At 59.6% G+C, this 18,457-nt stretch carries 14 protein-coding genes; 8 read left to right on the top strand and 6 right to left on the bottom strand.

Annotated features, from left to right (window positions below):
* The first annotated feature begins 3 nt into the window (after window positions 1–3).
* The 7 genes from SB772_RS24275 (at window position 4) to SB772_RS24245 (ending at window position 8,181) form a co-directional block, all read left to right on the top strand.
* Complete coding sequence (locus tag SB772_RS24275; protein ID WP_410835746.1) at window positions 4–1,530, top strand: efflux RND transporter periplasmic adaptor subunit; 1,527 nt, start codon at window positions 4–6, stop codon at window positions 1,528–1,530.
* The gene (locus SB772_RS24270; protein WP_410835745.1) at window positions 1,527–4,730 is read left to right on the top strand and encodes an efflux RND transporter permease subunit; all 3,204 of its coding nucleotides are present in this window, start codon (window positions 1,527–1,529) and stop codon (window positions 4,728–4,730) included. Before SB772_RS24275 ends, SB772_RS24270 begins: the two co-directional genes overlap by 4 nt.
* A complete protein-coding gene (locus SB772_RS24265; protein ID WP_410835744.1) occupies window positions 4,730–5,086 on the top strand; it encodes a copper-binding protein in 357 nt (118 codons plus the stop codon). Before SB772_RS24270 ends, SB772_RS24265 begins: the two co-directional genes overlap by 1 nt.
* Window positions 5,087–5,154: 68 nt before the next feature.
* Window positions 5,155–7,029, top strand: a complete 1,875-nt coding sequence (gene dsbD / locus SB772_RS24260) for a protein-disulfide reductase DsbD (protein ID WP_410835743.1) — start codon at window positions 5,155–5,157, stop codon at window positions 7,027–7,029.
* 69 nt (window positions 7,030–7,098) lie between these two features.
* Window positions 7,099–7,458 (top strand): hypothetical protein, encoded by a 360-nt coding sequence (locus SB772_RS24255; RefSeq protein ID WP_410835742.1) that lies wholly within the window; start codon window positions 7,099–7,101, stop codon window positions 7,456–7,458.
* A gap of 66 nt (window positions 7,459–7,524) precedes the next feature.
* Window positions 7,525–7,899, top strand: a complete 375-nt coding sequence (locus SB772_RS24250; protein ID WP_410835741.1) for a hypothetical protein — start codon at window positions 7,525–7,527, stop codon at window positions 7,897–7,899.
* Between the two features lie 54 nt (window positions 7,900–7,953).
* The gene (locus SB772_RS24245) at window positions 7,954–8,181 is read left to right on the top strand and encodes a DUF2933 domain-containing protein (protein ID WP_410835740.1); all 228 of its coding nucleotides are present in this window, start codon (window positions 7,954–7,956) and stop codon (window positions 8,179–8,181) included.
* Between the two features lie 1,091 nt (window positions 8,182–9,272).
* Here the strand turns inward: SB772_RS24245 and SB772_RS24240 are convergent.
* From SB772_RS24240 to SB772_RS24215, 6 genes are all read right to left on the bottom strand, one after another.
* Window positions 9,273–9,935, bottom strand: a complete 663-nt coding sequence (locus SB772_RS24240; protein ID WP_410835739.1) for an acetyltransferase — start codon at window positions 9,933–9,935, stop codon at window positions 9,273–9,275.
* A 32-nt stretch (window positions 9,936–9,967) separates the two neighbouring features.
* The gene (vioA, locus tag SB772_RS24235; RefSeq protein ID WP_410835738.1) at window positions 9,968–11,116 is read right to left on the bottom strand and encodes a dTDP-4-amino-4,6-dideoxy-D-glucose aminotransferase VioA; all 1,149 of its coding nucleotides are present in this window, start codon (window positions 11,114–11,116) and stop codon (window positions 9,968–9,970) included.
* Between the two features lie 46 nt (window positions 11,117–11,162).
* Entirely contained in the window at window positions 11,163–13,508 is a 2,346-nt protein-coding gene (locus tag SB772_RS24230; protein WP_410835804.1) for a tetratricopeptide repeat protein, read from the bottom strand.
* 266 nt (window positions 13,509–13,774) lie between these two features.
* Window positions 13,775–14,089, bottom strand: coding sequence for a flagellar protein FliT (locus tag SB772_RS24225; RefSeq protein ID WP_410835737.1), 315 nt, complete (start codon window positions 14,087–14,089; stop codon window positions 13,775–13,777).
* 4 nt (window positions 14,090–14,093) lie between these two features.
* A complete protein-coding gene (gene fliD / locus SB772_RS24220; protein WP_410835736.1) occupies window positions 14,094–15,599 on the bottom strand; it encodes a flagellar filament capping protein FliD in 1,506 nt (501 codons plus the stop codon).
* A gap of 157 nt (window positions 15,600–15,756) precedes the next feature.
* Window positions 15,757–16,902 carry a flagellin gene (locus SB772_RS24215; RefSeq protein ID WP_410835735.1) on the bottom strand — a complete coding sequence of 382 codons (1,146 nt, stop codon included), beginning with the start codon at window positions 16,900–16,902 and terminating at the stop codon, window positions 15,757–15,759.
* A 268-nt stretch (window positions 16,903–17,170) separates the two neighbouring features.
* On the opposite strand from SB772_RS24215, the gene SB772_RS24210 reads away from it, so the two are divergent.
* On the top strand, window positions 17,171–18,112 hold the full coding sequence (locus tag SB772_RS24210; RefSeq protein ID WP_410835734.1) for an aldo/keto reductase: 942 nt from the start codon (window positions 17,171–17,173) through the stop codon (window positions 18,110–18,112).
* Window positions 18,113–18,457 lie beyond the last annotated feature (345 nt).

Below are 18,457 nucleotides of genomic sequence, written 5' to 3'. Positions count from 1 at the left end.
GACATGCAAAAGAAACTACTGACACGCGTGGCCCTGATGGTGTTTGCCGCTGCGGCGTTGCTCGGGGCCGGCTATGTCGCCGGCACGCATCGTTCGGCGATGAGTGGCGAGAGCGCTCTTGCGGCTACACCTTCCGGCTACAAAACTGACCCGAAGACTGGCCGGAAGGTACTGTACTGGCACGACCCGATGGTGCCGAACCAGCATTTCGACAAGCCGGGCAAGTCGCCTTTCATGAACATGCAGTTGGAGCCGGTCTATGCCGACGAAGGCGGCTCGAACGGCATCAGGATTGACCCGGGGTTGCAGCAGAACCTCGGCATTCGCTACGCGTCTGTGCGCCGGCAGGAAACAACGGACGGATTCGACGCGGTAGGCACTACGCAGTTCGATGAGTCGAAAGCTGATGTCGTCCAGTCGCGGGTGACCGGCTACATTGACCATCTTTACGCCAGCGCCCCGATGCAACGCGTAACGAAAGGCGCTCCGATTGCGTCGCTTTTCGTTCCAGATTGGCTTGCGCCGCAGGAGGAGTATCTGGCGCTGAAACGTGGCGGCATGGATGACGGCATGCTTGCGGCGTCACGTGCGCGCATGCGTGCGATGTCCATTCCGGACGGCGTGATTGCAAGTCTCGACCGCACCGGCAAGGCGCAGACGCACATCACGCTATCCGCACCGGAAACCGGCGTGCTGACCGAACTGAACGTTCGCGATGGTGCGATGGTGCCGCCCGGGCAGACGCTCGCGAAGGTCTCCGGGCTCAACAGGCTGTGGCTCGTGGTCGAGGTGCCCGAAGCATTGGCCCTCCAGGTTCAACCAGGCATGAGCGTGGACGCTGTCTTTGCTGGCGACCCCGCACAGCATTTCACGGGACACATCCGCGAAATCCTGCCGGGCATCAGCAAGAGCAGTCGCACCCTCCAGGCACGCCTCGAAATCGATAACGCGGGCTTCAGGTTGACGCCGGGGATGTTGATGCGGGCTCGCATTGGCGCCGCGAAAAAGATATCACGGTTGCTCGTTCCCTCGGAAGCTGTCATCACGACGGGTAAGCGGTCGGTAGTCATCGTCAGGAACTCAGACGGCAGGTTACAACCTGTCTCGGTCGTCGTTGGCAACGATGCCGGCGACGATACCGAGGTAAGCAGCGGCCTGACTGAAGGCCAGCAGGTCGTTGCATCCGGCCAGTTCCTGATTGACTCGGAAGCGAGTCTGAAATCCGTTCTGCCGAAGCTCGAAGCAACCGCGCCGACCGGTGCGAGTGCGCCCGCTCCAGCACCTGCTGCAGCAGCACCGCAGACCTACGACACCACAGGTAAGGTCGAACAGGTAACGGCCGGAGACATCACGTTTTCGCATCAACCCGTTCCAGCTCTGGGGTGGGGTGCGATGACGATGACATTCGGCAAGCCGTCGCCGACGGCGTTCCCGGACGTGAAACCTGGCCAGACTGTTCATTTTGTTTTCAGGCAGTCGGGTGACGGATACCAGTTGACCAAGGTCGAGCCAATCGGAGGCGCCAAATGATTGCGCGTCTTATAAGGTGGTCTATCCACAACCGCTTCCTGGTGCTACTCGCGACCGTGCTCGTTACGGCGTGGGGCGTCTATTCGGTCACGCAAACGCCGCTCGATGCGTTGCCCGACCTGTCCGATACGCAGGTCATCATCAAGGCGTCGTATCCGGGGAAGGCGCCGCAGGTCATCGAAGACCAGGTCACATATCCGCTCACCACGACGCTGCTTGGGGTGCCCGGAGCGAAAACCATCCGCGCATATTCGTCGTTCGGCGATGCGTTCGTCTATGTGCTGTTCGATGACAAGACCGACCAGTACTGGGCTCGCTCGCGCGTACTCGAGTACCTGAACCAGGTACAGAGCCGCCTGCCGCAAGGCGCGACTGTTTCGCTTGGACCGGATGCAACCGGTGTTGGCTGGGTGTACGAATATGCACTTGTCGACAAAACTGGGCAACACGACCTCGGACAACTTCGTGCACTGAACGACTGGTTCCTGAAGTTCGAACTGAAGTCAGTGCCGGACGTGTCTGAAGTCGCATCCATTGGCGGCATGGTCCAACAGTATCAGGTCGTCCTGGACCCGGACAAACTTCGCGCGTACGGCATCACCCAGGCCATGGTGGCGGATGCACTGGGCAAGGCGAATCAGGAATCAGGTGGGTCGGTCGTTGAGATGGCCGAGTCGGAGTACATGGTTCGTTCGTCTGGCTACCTGCATACGCTCGACGACTTTCGCAACGTCGTATTGCGCACGAACGATGCCGGTACGCCGGTTCTGCTCGGCGATGTAGCCCGGATTCAAATCGGACCCGAGATGCGACGGGGTATTGCCGAGCTGAATGGCCAGGGAGAAGTCGCAGGCGGCGTCATCGTTATGCGTTCCGGCAAGAACGCGCTGACGACTATCGATGCGGTGAAGGCGAAACTGGCCGACCTGAAGCGCTCCTTGCCGGCTGGTGTCGAAGTCGTGACCACCTACGACCGCTCCCAGCTCATCGAGCGCGCGGTGGACAATCTCAAGGACAAGCTCATCGAGGAATTCATCATCGTTGGGTTGGTCTGCGCGGTGTTCCTGTTCCATTTGCGCAGTGCGTTCGTGGCGATTCTGTCACTGCCGCTTGGCGTGCTGGCCGCCTTCATTGTCATGCGCTATCAGGGGGTGAACGCGAACCTGATGTCCTTGGGCGGAATTGCAATTGCCATCGGGGCGATGATTGACGCGGCCATCGTGATGATTGAGAACGCTCACAAGCATCTCGAAGCGTACGACCACGAGCATCCGGGTGAACCAATCACGACGGCTCAGCGCTGGGAACTCATCGCGACCTCCGCAGCGGAGGTGGGGCCGGCGTTGTTCTTCTCGCTGCTCATCATCACGCTGTCGTTCATCCCGGTGTTCTCGCTCGAGGGGCAGGAGGGGAAGCTGTTCTCTCCGCTGGCTTTCACCAAGACCTACACCATTGCCGCTGCTGCCGGGTTGTCGGTGACGCTGGTGCCGGTGCTGATGGGTTATCTGATTCGAGGTCGCATCCCTCATGAAAATTCGAACCCCATCAATCGCGTGCTGATTCGACTGTACCGACCGTTGCTGGAAGCGACGCTGCGGCGGCCGTGGGTTGCCATTGGTCTGGCGGTCGTCGCGCTAGCCGCTTCGGTGATTCCGCTTTCCCAGCTCGGCGGCGAATTCATGCCGCCGCTCGATGAAGGCGACCTGCTGTATATGCCGACAGCGCTTCCGGGCATCTCCGCCGAGAAGACCAGCGAACTGCTGCAGCAGACGGACCGCCTTATCAAGACTGTCCCAGAGGTCGCAACGGTCTTTGGCAAATCTGGGCGTGCGGACACCGCGACCGACCCGGCGCCGCTCGAAATGTTCGAGACGACGATTCAGTTCAAGCCACGCAGCGAGTGGCGACCCGGCATGACGCCGGAGAAGCTGGTCGATGAACTGGACCGGACGGTCAAGGTGCCGGGGCTATCGAATGTGTGGGTGCCGCCTATTCGTAATCGTCTCGACATGCTGTCCACCGGCATCAAGACACCCGTTGGGGTCAAGATTTCGGGCCCGGACCTCACGCAAATCGACAAGGTTGCGGCGCAGGTCGAAGCGGCGGTCAAGGATGTTCCGGGCGTCACATCGGCGTTGGCTGAACGACTGAACGGGGGCCGCTACGTTGACGTCGACATCGACCGGCTGGCGGCTGCACGTTACGGGCTCGCCGTGGCGGACATCCAGTCGGTCGTGTCCTCGGCAGTGGGTGGTGACAATGTCGGCGAAGTCATTGCTGGCCGTGAGCGGTTCCCCATCAACATCCGCTATCCACGCGAAATCCGGGATTCGCTCGAGAAACTGCGTCAGCTACCGGTCGTCACAGACCGTGGTGCACAAATCCGGCTCGGCGATGTCGCGCACATCACGATTGCCGATGGTCCACCGATGATTCGCAGCGAGAATGCGCGGCTTTCCGGCTACGTGTACGTCGATATTCGCAACACGGACCTGCAGTCAGCCGTCAAGGCGATGCAGCGTGCTGTCGCGGATAAGGTCGTACTGCCTCCCGGTTACTCGATTGCCTGGTCCGGACAGTTCGAATACCTGGAGCGCGCTGCCGCGAAGCTGCGCACGGTCATTCCCGTGACGCTCGTCGTCATCTTCGTGCTGCTTTTCCTGACCTTCAACTCCGCGGCCGATGCACTCCTTCTGATGTCGACGGTGCCGTTCGCGCTGGTCGGCGGGTTCTGGCTCATCTGGATTCTGGGTCATGCAGTGTCTGTCGCGACGGCAGTTGGGTTTATCGCGCTAGCTGGTGTCGCAGCCGAGTTCGGTGTCGTGATGCTGCTCTACCTGAAGGGCGCGCTCAATCGCAGGCTGGAGGATGGTGAACAGCTAACCGAGGCGCTTCTGTTCGATGCGATTCGCGAAGGCGCGGTGCTGCGCGTGCGACCGAAAGCGATGACGGTCGCTGTCGTGCTGGCTGGTCTCATCCCCATCATGGTCGGACACGGTGCCGGTTCGGAAGTCATGCAACGCATTGCCGCACCGATGGTAGGCGGCATGGTCACGGCGCCCATCCTTTCGATGTTCGTCATCCCCGCAGCCTGGTTCCTGCTACAGCGCCGCCGTGCGCGAAAGCTGAACCAGGCGCGTTTTTCCCATGCAGTAAATTCCGGCATGAAAGTGCCATCTACCCAAACTGGAGAATTTTGATGAAGAAGCTGTTTGTTACCTCTGTTGCTGTCTGCGCAATTGGCACGTTTGCTGCGCCCGCGTTCGCCGGCGATGACATGGCCGGCATGAACATGTCCATGAAGCCGGCGGCTTCGAAGACGTCATCGAACACCGCGCTCACCGATGCGGAGGTCAGGAAGGTGGACGCTGCGACCGGCATGGTCACGCTGAAGCACGGTGCGCTGGAGAACGTCGGGATGCCACCGATGACGATGGCGTTCAAGGCGAAGGATGCGGCGATGGTCAAGCAGGTTCACGAGGGCGATAAGGTCAAGGTTCGTGTCGAGAACGTCAATGGCACGCTGACGATTGTGAAACTCGAAAAACAGTCTTGATGCTGTACTTGCAGGCTCACCATACCCGGTGAGCCTGCAATCCGGCTTTGCACGAATAGAGGCCAGCGATGCAAACGACATCCCTTTTTGCCCAGCCAGGCAATTGCCGTTTCGCGAATATGCTCAATTGCATGTTGCGGGTCGCACTTGGCTTGCTGTTCATACTGGCATCACTGGCCGCTCACGCCGTGAACGAGTCCGACCTGCTGCCTCCGGAGCGCGCCTTTCCATTGCGAGTCACGTCTGGCGGACCGCAGCAGGTCGTGCTCGATTTCGACACACAACCAGGCTACTACCTGTACCGGGACAGATTCAGCTTTGCGGTGGACGGTACGTCGATAAAGCCGGAACAGATGCCACCCGGAGAGCTGAAGAACGACCCCACCTTCGGTATGGTCACGGTCTACCACCAGCCGGTGCAAATTCACGTCTCTCTACCTCGCCCCGTCGCAACCAGCGTCGCGCTGTCCGTTACGTCGCAGGGATGCGCGGACCTTGGCGTCTGCTATCCGCCGCAGACGCGAAACTATCGTGTGTCGGCCAATGGCTCTGTCACGTCCGTCACTGCAGCGAGCAAAGCCCCCGCTGGGAATTCCGGATTCCCGGGCGTTGGTGAAATCCAGTCGCCCGTGGCAGCACCACTGGGAATGAATCTGCATCCGGCGAATGGCATCTCCGTACCGGAGCTGCTGGGTTTTCTATTTGCCGGTCTGCTGATGGCAGGCACGGTATGCATGTATCCGCTCATTCCCATCGTGGCCGCCGTCATTGGTGGAACGCAGGAACGGCGGTCTTTGGGAAGAGGCTTCGTTCTTTCGTTCGCATATGTACAGGGACTCGCGATTACTTATGCGGTAGCCGGCACCATCGCCGCGCTCATCGGCATTCCGCTGGTGGCCGTAACACAAAAACCCTGGGTGCTCGCTGGCTTTGGCCTGCTCATGGTGATTTTTGCCCTCGGAATGTTCGGCGTGTTTCGCTTGCAGCTACCTGCGGGCTGGCAAACGAGAATCACTGAGTGGAGCAATCGTCTGCCCGGCGGCCGGACTGTTCCGGTGTTCGTGATGGGTATGCTCTCCGCCTTGATTGTCGGCCCGTGTTCGACACCCGCCCTGGCGGGCGCGCTGCTTTATATCGCCAACAGCCATGATGTCGTTGGCGGAGCGCTCGCCCTGTATGTAATGGGCCTTGGAATCGGCGTTCCGCTGCTGCTCGTCGGTACATTTGGCGCACACATCCTCCCCAGGTCAGGTTATTGGATGGTTGCTGTTCAGAACGCGCTGGGCGTCATGCTGCTCGCCGCAGCACTATGGTTTGTCTACTCGCTGCTGCCGGCCTGGCTGTTGATGGTACTGGTGGCGCTGCTGCTGACCGGTTGCGGGATGATGCTTCGGGCGATTGACCCGCTGCCGCCCGATGCGCCTGGTATCTCACGCGTGGCAAAGGCGATGGGTGCATTGCTGCTGGTTGCCGGGGTTACCGAATTCATAGGTGTTGCAGCAGGAAATTTTGATGTTCTGACACCGCTCGGTGGGGTGATGCGAACGTCGTCATCGGCAAGCGGAGAAACGGAAGCGAAGGCCGCAGCAAATTTCGAGGCGATACGGTCGAATGCCGAACTGGACCAGGCGCTGAGGTCCGCGAACGGACAGCCCGTGATGGTCGACTTCTACGCGGACTGGTGCATCAGTTGCAAGGAACTCGAGCGCTTTACCTTTACCGACCCACGCGTGGTCAGCGAATTCGCGCACTGGAAGCTACTGCGCATCGACGTCACGAAGAACACCGCGGAAGATACGGCGCTGCTACGGCGCTTCGGGCTTTTCGGACCGCCAGCCCTGATTTTTTACAACAGGAACGGTCAGCAACAACCCGACGCCCCACTCGCGGGATTCGTGGGGCCCGATGCGTTCCTTGCGCACCTGAAACGATGGGGAGGGTAACGTGATGCAGCGCACAAGGCCTGAAGCAAACCGTGGCAGCGTGCTATTGCCGCGTCTATACTGAATTTTATGAAAATCTGGGCCAAACTCGTTGCCTGCTTTCTGATTGCGTGGATGCCATTTCTTGGCTACCCGGCGCAGGCGGCATTTTGCCCAGCGATGTCATCGATGGTAGCTGCACATCAGGATATGCAAACCTCGCATGCGTCCACCATTGGGACTTGCGAGCAAGGCTCGAAGCACCAGAACATGACGGCCCAACCTGCGTGCCATGGCGGCATGGGTGGCGCTGTCTGCGGCGTGCCGGTCGTACCCGTGACGTACGCAGTTATCACTGTACCTTCCTCGCCTGTCTATCAGGCTGTCGTCCATTCTCTGACGGCGCAGTTCATTTCCGAACTGCCAGCCCCTCCGCCGCGCTCGCTGTAACTCCCATATCGACCAAGGTTTGAACGGTTTCGTGCCGTGGCTTGCGCTCGCCCTGTCGCGAGTGTGATGACCATCAAACTGAATGTCGTCAGTTCTTTTCCAGCAATGCACGAACTTGAATTCGGAGAGTTACATGAACACGAAATTTCTACGAACGGCGGCCTTGTCAGCATTCCTGTTGACGACAAGTGCCGTCAGTCTTGCGGCGACGGTGGTGGCGCCAGCAACAATTCAGGCACATCTACGCAGAGCCGCGAACACGGCTCGATGATGGGAGGCATGACAGGCATGGACGGGATGATGGGTAGCTGTCCAATGATGGGTACAAGCATGGGCATGGACCCGAAGACCGCGATGCGTATGCATGGAGAAATGATGCGGGCGATGGGCGACATCATGCTCAAGTATTCCGACCAGGCCGGAACCGCACCATCGAAGTAATGGACTCGTCGCTTAGCGACGAACGTTCATCCTAATTTCCATAAGGACCTAACCATGAAGTGCAACACGAAGACGATGGTGTCAACGGCGCTGACTCTCGCACTGATTCTGACCATTGGATACTGGGCGCTGCCCCAGTTCCGGGGGGCGCTGACGTCATTGATTGGGATTGCCATCGCACTCGTTTGTCCGCTTTCGATGCTGTTCATGATGCGTGGCATGCAGTCCCACGCCGACAGTCGAGACAAGGTCGTTCCTGCGTCCGACAAAACCACGTCGTAAACCTGCATAGGTTACGCTTGTGCTGACACTACGTCCCCCGTCGGCTACTGGCAAGTTAGTTTCTATCATGAACCGGGCGGGACGCCTTATGCCGCGCAGATGGTTTGCCTCCAGCCCGGCAATACCTGGTATTCCACCACGCAACACTCCTGGAACGGTGACTGGTTCCAGAACGGCAATGAGGTTCAGTGGTACGGCAACGTCCCTATGGGTTCGGTTACGCTGGCGACGATCGGGATGGGGCAATTGACAACTGCTACGACCATGTCAGGTGAATACGCTGAATGGAATGCTCCTCAAACCCCGCTGTCGTGGGATAAGCACTATACCTACAATATGGTTTATCAAGGCGCGACTTGCCCGGCACCGGCCTGAAAAACCTTTAATCCGAATCGGTGCTCTGCGGACGCAATTGCCAAGGTTTTGAAGACTTGGCATAGTGAAGAGTGCTAATTTCTCTCCGAGATTACGCCACAATAGCGACGATTTTGATCGCTTGTGGCGTCGTCTCCCCAAAATGCCCTCATTGGACTTTGTGTAACGGGCGACGCCTGCAAGACTCCAAACGACTCTCAACGCGCGCCGCAACTAGGCACGTGCGGCGGCGATGGCGTCACAAATTCCAGTCGCCTCGGAACGTTATAACTTCGGTGTCGACGATCTTCGCTAAGGCATCGAATGACCGCCCATGGCCGTACTTGTTTCTACGGCGAACTTCCACTGCCGCCGACCCGAGGCAGCCATTCAGGTTCGCGCGCACTCAACGGCGGTTTTGCGGTGCTAACCCGGCCGTCCGAAACACCGACGGTCCGAGGCTCCGAAACTCCCAGCGGGTATTGGGGGAAACTCAGGCCGGGGGCCTGAGCGGCGATGGAATTTCATTGGACAACGACGAGGCAACGCTAGGCGCGGGCTTACGCAGCATCGCGCCTACGGCCACCATATCAGGCTTACTGGTCGCGAGGATTTCCCTTATCAACCGATTGGGATATGCAACCTTGCGTTTTAGGCGCTGCCATTCTTCCTTGAGGATGATCTTGGTGTATGCCGCATCAGTTTGGGCCGCGCCCCGCCTCGCTTTAGCGACGGCACTATAAATATTTGTCTTCTCGCTGTCTGTCGCGGACTTTTTTCGCGGGGTTTCCGTAGGTAACCGAAAAGGCATCAACCGCCTTCAGGACCGTAGAACCGGCTCCAACCACGCTGTGCTCCCCGATCGCGATGCCGTGGCGCAACACAGCGCCGATGCTCACTGCTGAGTGGGTGCCGATTCGACAGTTTCCGCCGATTGTCACGCCAGGCGCGAGACTCGAAAAATCCTCCATCACAGAGTCATGATCGAGTGACGCCTTCGTATTCACTATGCAAAATCGTCCGATCTGACAGCAGGGATTGATAACGGCTCCCGCCATGACAACCGTCCCGGCCCCGATGGTCACTCCTTTTCCGATACTGGCCTCCGGATGCACGGCATTGACGAACGGCAGCGGAGGACAAAAATCTGTGACCCTGGCGACAACTTTCGCCCGAACGTTGTTATCCCCAATGGCCACGATCGCACCTTTTAAATCGTGTTCGGCCGTCAATCGCGGAAGGTCCGTTTCAGCCCCAAGAATCGAGTAGCCGAGGGTTTCATCGCCAACCGTGCGAAAGGCATCGATCAAACCGGCAATCCTGTAGCGTCCCTGCTTCTCCACGATGTCGATGATGACTTTTGCGTGGCCAGATGACCCTACAAGAACAATGCTTTCCATTGCATGTGTCTCGCTGTAAGGACCCGTATGGGTCATTTTGTGCTGGCAACGATGCCGACAATGCGTTCGACCTGCGCTGGATCCAGATCGGGATATATCGGCAGGCACAGGATACGTTTTGACGCTTCGCTCGCAGACTTCAGGTTGTCCTTGCGCGCCGACGGCAGTCCACGATACATCGGAAACTCAGAGATCAGCGGATAGAAGTAGCGGCGCGCGTAGATCTCGTTTTCCCGCAGGCGTGCGTACAGCGCGTCACGGCTGATCGGGAAGCCGTCTTTGACCTGCACGGGAAAGTACGCATAATTCGCCACTTTTTCACCGGCGTCGGACAGGCAACGGATGCCGGGCACGTCCGCCAGCAGTTTGCGGTACTGCGCGTCGATCGCTTTGCGTCGCGCCAAAGCCTTGTCGACATGTTGCAACTGCAGAAGCCCGAAGGCAGCATTGATTTCGCTCATCTTGCCGTTGATGCCGGCCGCCACGACGGTGACCTCATCCACGAAACCGAAGTTCTTCAAATGATCGATGCGCTGCTTCGTCTTCGCGTCAGGACAGATAATGGCGCCGCCTTCGAACGTGTTGAAGACCTTGGTGGCGTGGAAACTGACGATCGACAGATCGCCATGCTGAAGGACGCTGCCATTTTCGGTCTGGACGCCGAATGCATGCGCGGCGTCGTAAATAACTTTGAGATTGTAGTTGTCGGCGATCTTCTGAATGGCGTCCACATCGCACGGATGGCCATAGCAGTGAACCGGCATGATGGCAGTCGTTTGCGGTGTGATGGCAGCTTCGATCTTCACCGGATCGAGGTTGAGCGTGAGCGGGTCGACGTCCACGAAGACCGGCTTGATGCCATTCCACAGCAGCGAGTGGGCAGTCGCTGCAAACGAATATGGCGTCGTAATCACTTCGCCATTGATGCGTAGCGCCTGCAGCGCTGTCACGAGGGCCAACGTGCCGTTAGCGAATAGCGCGAGGTGCTGAACGCCCAGATAGTCACAGAGCGTTTTTTCGAGCTGCTGGTGGAACGGTCCTCCATTGGTGAGGATTTTGCTGTTCCAGATCTTTTCGAGGTATGGGAGAAACTCGGCCAGCGGCGGCAGATGCGGCTGGGTCACATAGATGCGTTCGTCGTCCAGCGACGCGATCGCACGAAGAGGAGCGCTAGAGCCCATGGTTTCCTCGCTACTGTTTTGTGGTCCGGGTCACGGATGAATATCGTTATGCGGTGTGAACCGGATCGCTGCTTGCTGCTTGCGGATCGTGCGCGCTGAAGGCTACCGGCGGGAGACCGTCGCACCAGCGCTGCCACATCGTGCGAAATGCTCTTGACAGGCTTTCTGCAACAACCTCTGGTTGAAATGGGGGCGACTGCATGCAGCGCTCCCGCAGCGCCGTGCGCAGGATTGCGAGTGCGGGGATGTCGGAGGCAAGCTTGACGCCCTTCGCCACGAAGTCGTCCGCATCTTCTGCCGCGAAAGCGTCAAGACCCAAATGGGATAGCCATGCCGTGGCCGCCCGGCTCGCCATGGTCTTGCCAGCCATCGTCAGCGTAGGCACGCCCATCCACAACGAGTTCAGAACGGTCGTTGAACCTGTATAGGGGAAGGTGTCCAGGCAGATGTCGACCTGAAAGTGCTGTTGCAGGTAGACCGCAATGGTGGAGCGCGGGCGGAAACTCAGCCGATCTCGTGAAATACCTTCGTTGACGAACCAGCTGACGAGGTTTTCGTCGCCTTCGTCGCCGGTCATTGAACCAAGCACCATCCGCGCAGTGGGCAACTCGCGAAGCAACCTCGCCCACACGGCGATCACGTCGGGACGCAACTTGTTCAGCCGGTTGAAACTGCCGAAGGTGATGTAGCCGTTGTGCATGGCCGGCAGGATGTTGACCGGCGGTGCATTCTTCTCCGGCTGGAACGGCCCGATGGCTGCCAGGTGCACAAGTTTCTCGGAGAACTGGCGCTCGATATCGCCGAACGGCGTAAAGAAACGGTCACTGAGATAGTAGTCCATTGCATCGAGACCGGTCGTCGCCGGGTATCCGATCCAGCTCACCTGAATCGGCGCAGGCTTGCGCGCGAACGCCTGTAGCCGATTACGGCCGGTGTGCCCGCTCAGGTCGATCAGGATATCGATTTTATCGGCGCGAACCTTGGCAATGAATTGTTCGTCGGTCATGCCGGCGACCATGTTCCATTGGTCAGAGCAGTTGCGGAAGTGCTGTGTGTAATCGTCCTCGGCCACATGGTTGTAGTACATATGGAGATTCAGGCTCTCGTCTTTCGCGAGCGGCTCCACGATCGGCAACAGATACGAGGCGACTGCATGCCGGAACAGGTCACCGGAGACGATGCCGACCTTCAATTGGCGACAGGGTGCGCGGCTATTGGTGTGACGCGGCGGCGGCAAGCGCAGCGAGGCTTCATGAAACCAGGCAAACTTGCGATGTTCGGCGTAGATTTGCTCTGTGTTGATGTTAGGGTTGTGCGCGATGCAAAAGAGTAAATTGCTGCGCGTCATTGCATTCTTGGGCTCAAGATCGAGCGCGCGGTGGAAGCAAAGCTCCGCCTTATCTGGTGCACCATAATCAAGCAGCACAACGCCCAATGTGCCATGCGCCTCCGCGTACTCGGGAGTGAGTTCGGCCGCACGGCGGCACTCGACTATCGCTTCGCAATACTGTCCTCGGGCGGAGAGTATCAGGCCAAGCACGCGATGACCCTCCGAATGGTTTGGATTCAGTTCGAGTAGCCTTCTGCATTCGGCTTCTGCCTCAGCATACTGACCAGTCACCCGCAGTAAGTCGGCCAGTGCCTTACGAACTTCAGCATCGTCGCTACCCAACGATATTGCGCTCTTCAAAGGTTCGATGGCGTTGCCGAACTGGCCGCCGCGATGCAACGCAATGCCGAGTGAGCGCCATGCGGGACCGTGGGACGGAAATCGTTCGGTAAGGCTTCGCGCGAGTTTGATGGCATCCGCGATGTGGCCTTTGGCGAAGAGCGCGTTGAAGCGATTCATTTCTTGCGGGGTCGGACGGCGAGTATCAATCGCAGGGACGTCGTCGGTAATAGAGCCGGTATCTGAACCCACGACGATATTCGCAGTGGGTTCGGGCGATGCAACCGGCGATGCGACAGCGGATGTGGCGTACCCGGCGCCGTTGTGTGCCATGCGCGTGATCAGGCCGTTGACCGCTGGCCCTTTCAAACCCCGTTGCTGACCCATTTCGAGCGCCAGCCATGCCGCGGGGACTTGCTCTGCATCGATCAAGGCGTTGATATAAGCAACCCAGAATTGCCCGTTATTCGGCGCGCCGCCTAGTGCCGCCTCCAGATACGGCAAGGCATCAACAGGCCGGTTGCGCTGCACGTACAGCACACCGAGGTTGTAGCGCACGTCGGGGTGGTTGGGCTTCGCCTCGATGATCGCCTGATACAGCGCTTCGGCGTCGTCGGATTCCCCCTTGTGATGGTGCTCCAGCGCGGTTTGCAAAACGAGCGCAATGTCTTGCTCGAGTTGCTGTTCGGGCGTCAAGGGTTCAGCGGTCGGCTGCTCGTACAGGGAAGTCATGGTCTCAGCACGGAATGGTCTATGGGAGAAATTGTGCGACGAGGCGAGCGGTTCCGATGCGCGGAGATGACGGTAAAAAGGTCGCCTGTTTAGCGTATGGAGAGGGGGAGCGGAAAGCCGGACGGCAAGAAAAAAGCCCGCACGAGGCGGGCGGAGGGAACGAGCGCGCTTGGCTTCAGCGCGTGGTTCTTATTGTTCGGTCAAGCGATTCTGTCCAGCTTTTCGGTCAAATGGCGTCGGCCGGGCTTTGACACCGGTCACAGCCGCGCAACACGCTGATATTCGCCGGCGGCCCTGGTGCGCCCGATCGCCGCCTCGAACTCGATGTGCAGTTCGTTTTGGGTGGTTTCCGCATCGGCGAGCAGTGCTGCATCGATCGCCTGGATCCGGCGGATCATGTCGAGCGCGGCCGGTTCCTGGTCCGCGGCCAGCGACATCAGCAGCGGCGAGCGCGCTTCGGTCAGGCGGGCCGCTTCCGGCCAGTCGGCGAGCGAGGCTGCCTGCTCGATCGCCTGGGTCATCGACAGCAGGCGTTCGACCAATTCCGTCTGGTCCATTTCGAGCGCGTCCATTTATTTAGCCCTTATTGGTGGCCAAAGCACCGGCGCTGTTGGTGCCGCCGAACAAGGCGGTCAGGTACTGCGAGTTGTTGTTCATCGTCGCCATCAACGTGTTCAGCGCGGTGAATTGCGCCTGATACTGGTTCGTCAATTGCGTCGTGTAATCAGCGAGCGCGGTTTGCTGCGTGGTGATGCTCTTGAGATCGGCATTCAGCGCGGTGTTGCGCGTATCGATGATGCCGCCGGTCTGGGTGAAGTTGGTGATGCTGTTGTTCAGCTGCGCGGCAATGCCGTTCGTGGAGTTGAACAGCGAGGCGATCGTCGCCGGGCTGCTGGTCAGCGCGGTGCTCAGCTTGCTGCTGTCGACGACCAGCGTGCCGTCGGCCGGGCTGTCCTTCAGCGTAACGCCGATCGACGCCAAAGTGGTGCCTGAGCTGCCCGAGCCGACTGCGCCGCCGACGATCGTGGCCAGCATGTTCTTGATCGTCTGCAGCGTCGAATCGCCCAGCAGCGGACCTTGCGAACTGGACCCCGCGGTGAAAGACGAAAGCGAGGACATCGTCGTGACGACGGTGTTGTAGAGGCTCACGAAATTATTGATCGCTGTGCTTTGCGACGCGGTGTCCTGCGAAACGGTCAGCGTCTGCGTGGTGCCCGCGGACGCAGACGTCAGATTCATCGTGACGCCCGAAATGGCGGTGGTCACGGCATTGGTCGAACTGCTGGCGGCGATTCCGCCGACCGTGAATTCCGCGTCCTGGGCAAATCCGCTCTGTGTCCAGGCATTGCTCGAATTCGCAGAGGTAATCGACGACTGGCCGCCGGTGGTGCTCGCAGTCGACGTCACGCCGAGGCTCGACAGGCCGTTGTCGGTCGTCACGTTGCTGGTCGAAACGTTGATGACGTTGGCGGCGCCCGTGCTCGCCGAGCGCAGCACGAGGTGGGCGCCGTCCGTACCGGTCACGATGGTCGCGGTGACACCGGGGTTGCTGCTACCGGCGTTGATCGCGGAGGCGATGCCGGCGAGCGTGTTGTTGGTGCTGTCGACGTTGACGTTCATCGACTTGCCGCCGAGCGAGATCGTCAGCGTGCCGGTGCCCAGTTGCGTCGTTGCGCCGAATGCCGCGGACGACAAGGCCTGCGAGCTGGCGATCTGCGATACCGCAACCGAATAGCTGCCCGCCGCCGCGCCCGCTCCCGCCGTTGCCGTCAGGCCGCTGCCGCTCGCGGTTGCCGCGAAAGTCGACAGCGTGGTGCCGTTGGCGAGGCTCGCGATGCCCGATTGCAACGCGCTCAGCGCGGAGCTCAGTGCGCCGTACGCGGACAGTGTGGTGTTGTCTTTGGTTTGTTGCGCCGTCAGAGCCGCGGTTTGTCCTGCGGTCTTCGCGTTTACGAGTGCCGTAACGAGCGTCGACACATCCATCGACGAATTGCCGGTCGAGCCGCTGATGATCGATTGAGCGGCCGACTGCAGCGCAGCATTGGCGCTTGCCGTAGAAGACGTGGTTGAGATCGAGGACATGCGGAGGCTCCAGGCGTCGAGGAATCTGTTCTTGGTGTTGCGCGATGCTACATCACTACGGAACGGAAATGCACAGCGGGAGGCATGCCTCCCGTTGCTTGAAACCCAGCGATGCGCCGCACTTGCGCGCGGCGCATCGCCGTTACTGCGTCAGCTCTTACTGCAGGAGCTTCAGAACTTGCTGCGGCAACGAGTTCGCTTGCGCCAGAACCGAGATGCCGGCCTGTTGCAGCACTTGTGCCTTGCTCAGGTTCGCCGTTTCTTGTGCGAAGTTGGCGTCCGTGATTTGCGATTGTGCCGACGACAGGTCGGTCGACTCAGCTTGCTGCGACGTTGCGATCGCGGTGAAGCGGTTTTGTGCGGCACCCAGCGAAGCTTGCAGCGTGTTCACCGTTTGCAGCGCGTTGTCGATCGAGACCATCGCCTGATTCGCGCCGGTGACTGTGCTGATGTCGAGGCCCGAAACCGTCGGCGGGCTGTTGATCGCGTTGATCTGTGCGACTGCTGCAACCTGAGCAGCGGAGCCTGCGCCTGCCGTCGTCGTCGCGCCGGCGCTGAGAGCCAGGGTGGTGATGGCGGTGCCGGTGCCCGCTGCCGTGCCCGAGCTGAAAATCGCGCCTGCGACGCCCGCGGCGATAGCCTGGTTGTTTTGATCGGTGAAGGTATAGCCACCCTTACCGTCCGACAGCACGTTGACCGCCGTGATCGCTGCGCCAGTGGCCGTGTAGGCGCCCGCCGCGTCCAGGCTAACGGCGACCGTGCCGACCGTCGCGCCCGTTTGCACCAGGCCGCCACCGATCTTCGCAGCCGACATCGACTGGCTCAGATCCAGGCTGATCGTCTGACCGACATTCGCGCCGACCTGGAACGACACGCTGCCTGCCGAGCCGTCCAGAATGTTCGTGCCGTTGTACGTCGTTTGCGACGCGATACGGTTCACTTCCGAGATTTGCGCCGAAACTTCCTTCTGCAGTGCTGCCTGGTCGCTCGACGACAGCGAACCGGTCGATGCTTGCACGGCCAGTTGGCGAATACGCTGCAGGCTCGAGGTCAGCGACGACAGTGCGCTCGATGCGGTTTGAATCATCGACACGCCGTCGTTCGAATTCGACACGCCTTGGTTCAGGCCGTTGATCTGCGATTGCATACGCGTCGAGATTGCCAGACCTGCTGCATCGTCCGCTGCGCTGTTGATGCGCTTGCCCGACGACAGGCGGGTGATGGCTTGCGAAAGGGCGCTTTGCGAGCCACTAAGGTTTTGCTGTGCAACCAGCGAGTTGATGTTGCTATTGATTCCGAGCATTGAAAATCTCCTAAAAAAGCCTTAAGCCCAATACGCCACGTTGGCATCGGCGGAAGCACTCGTTCATTGCTGGCCGCCTCAGTGAAGGTTGACGGCGCCCCTAAAAAAAACTTGAGGGACTTTCTGCAATCGCAACCCAATTGTTTTCCATGCCGGCTGATGCAGCGCCCGTCTGGAAACGGCTCCCAGCCTTGTTCGGCCGACGCGCTGCAGGGATTGAAAAGACGGCGTATTCTCTTTTTCTCTTGTGACAAACCCCGGAGAAATCATGCAAAAGCGCACGATTGGACATTCCGAATTAGAGGTCGCGCCGCTTATGTTCGGCGGCAATGTATTCGGCTGGACCGCCGACGAAGCAACCTCGTTTTCGATTCTGGATGCGTTTGCCGATGCCGGTCTCGACTTTATCGATACCGCCGATGTCTATTCCGCGTGGGTGCCGGGCAACCAGGGCGGCGAGTCGGAAACCATCATCGGCAACTGGTTTCGGCAGAGCGGCAAGCGCGACCAGATCGTGCTCGCCACCAAGGTCTCCAAACACCCGCAGCGCAAGGGCTTGTCGGCGGCCAACATCCAGGCAGCCGTCGAAGATTCGTTGCGGCGTTTGCAAACCGATTACATCGATGTCTATTTCTCCCACGACGACGACACCGACACGCCGCTGGCCGAGACGCTCGGCGCTTATCAAAAGCTGATCGAGGCGGGCAAGGTTCGGGTGATCGGCGCGTCCAACTACAGCGGCGAGCGGGTCGAGGAAGCGCTTGCCGTATCCCGCCAGCACGGCTTGCCCGCATATCAGCTACTGCAACCGGAGTACAACCTGTATGACCGGGCAGAATACGAAAGCGACATCGAGCCGGTGGCGCTCGCCAATCAGCTCGGCGTGGTGGTGTATTACAGCCTTGCAAGCGGCTTTCTGACCGGCAAGTACCGCTCGCCGGCGGATCTGGCCAACAAGGCGCGCGGCAGCCGGGTCGAAAAATATCTGAACGAGCGCGGCTTGCGGATTCTGGGCGCGCTCGACCAGGTCGCCGAGCGGCACGGCAGCACGCCAGCCACGATCGCATTGGCGTGGCTGATCGCGCGGCCGAGCGTCACGGCCCCAATTGCCAGCGCCACGTCGGTCGAACAGCTCGAAAGCCTCGCCGCCGCTGTCCATCTGATGTTGAGCGGCGCCGATATCCGCGAACTGGACGAAGCGAGCGCCTGATGATGCGAGTGACCTGGCGCAGTCGCTAAACCCCTGGTAGGATGGAGAATTTCCTGATATCATCGGGAGTGAATTGAGATCTTTGCCTGTTTCGTCAATATTTTTCATTGATGAAAGGTTGGCGAAACGGCAGCAGACGCGGTTTTGCATTACGTCTGTCCGCGTTGCGCGGTGAGCTCCCCACCTCTCTTTTCCGGCCTCCGTGGCCGCTTTGCCTCTCGTTTCATTCGTGGTTTGGCCGGGTTCTACCCGCGTTTGCCTGTTACTGGCCATGAATCGGAACGACCGGAGGGCCGGCGCGTGAGCGGTTTCCCGCCACGCAATTAACCCGTATCAAGTGATTGA

The sequence above is a fragment of the Paraburkholderia sp. SIMBA_030 genome (assembly GCF_046535245.1).
In the GTDB taxonomy this organism is placed as follows: Bacteria; Pseudomonadota; Gammaproteobacteria; order Burkholderiales; family Burkholderiaceae; genus Paraburkholderia.
The sequence above is the reverse complement of the archived record's forward strand: the minus strand, read 5'-3'. Positions and strand labels throughout refer to the sequence as shown.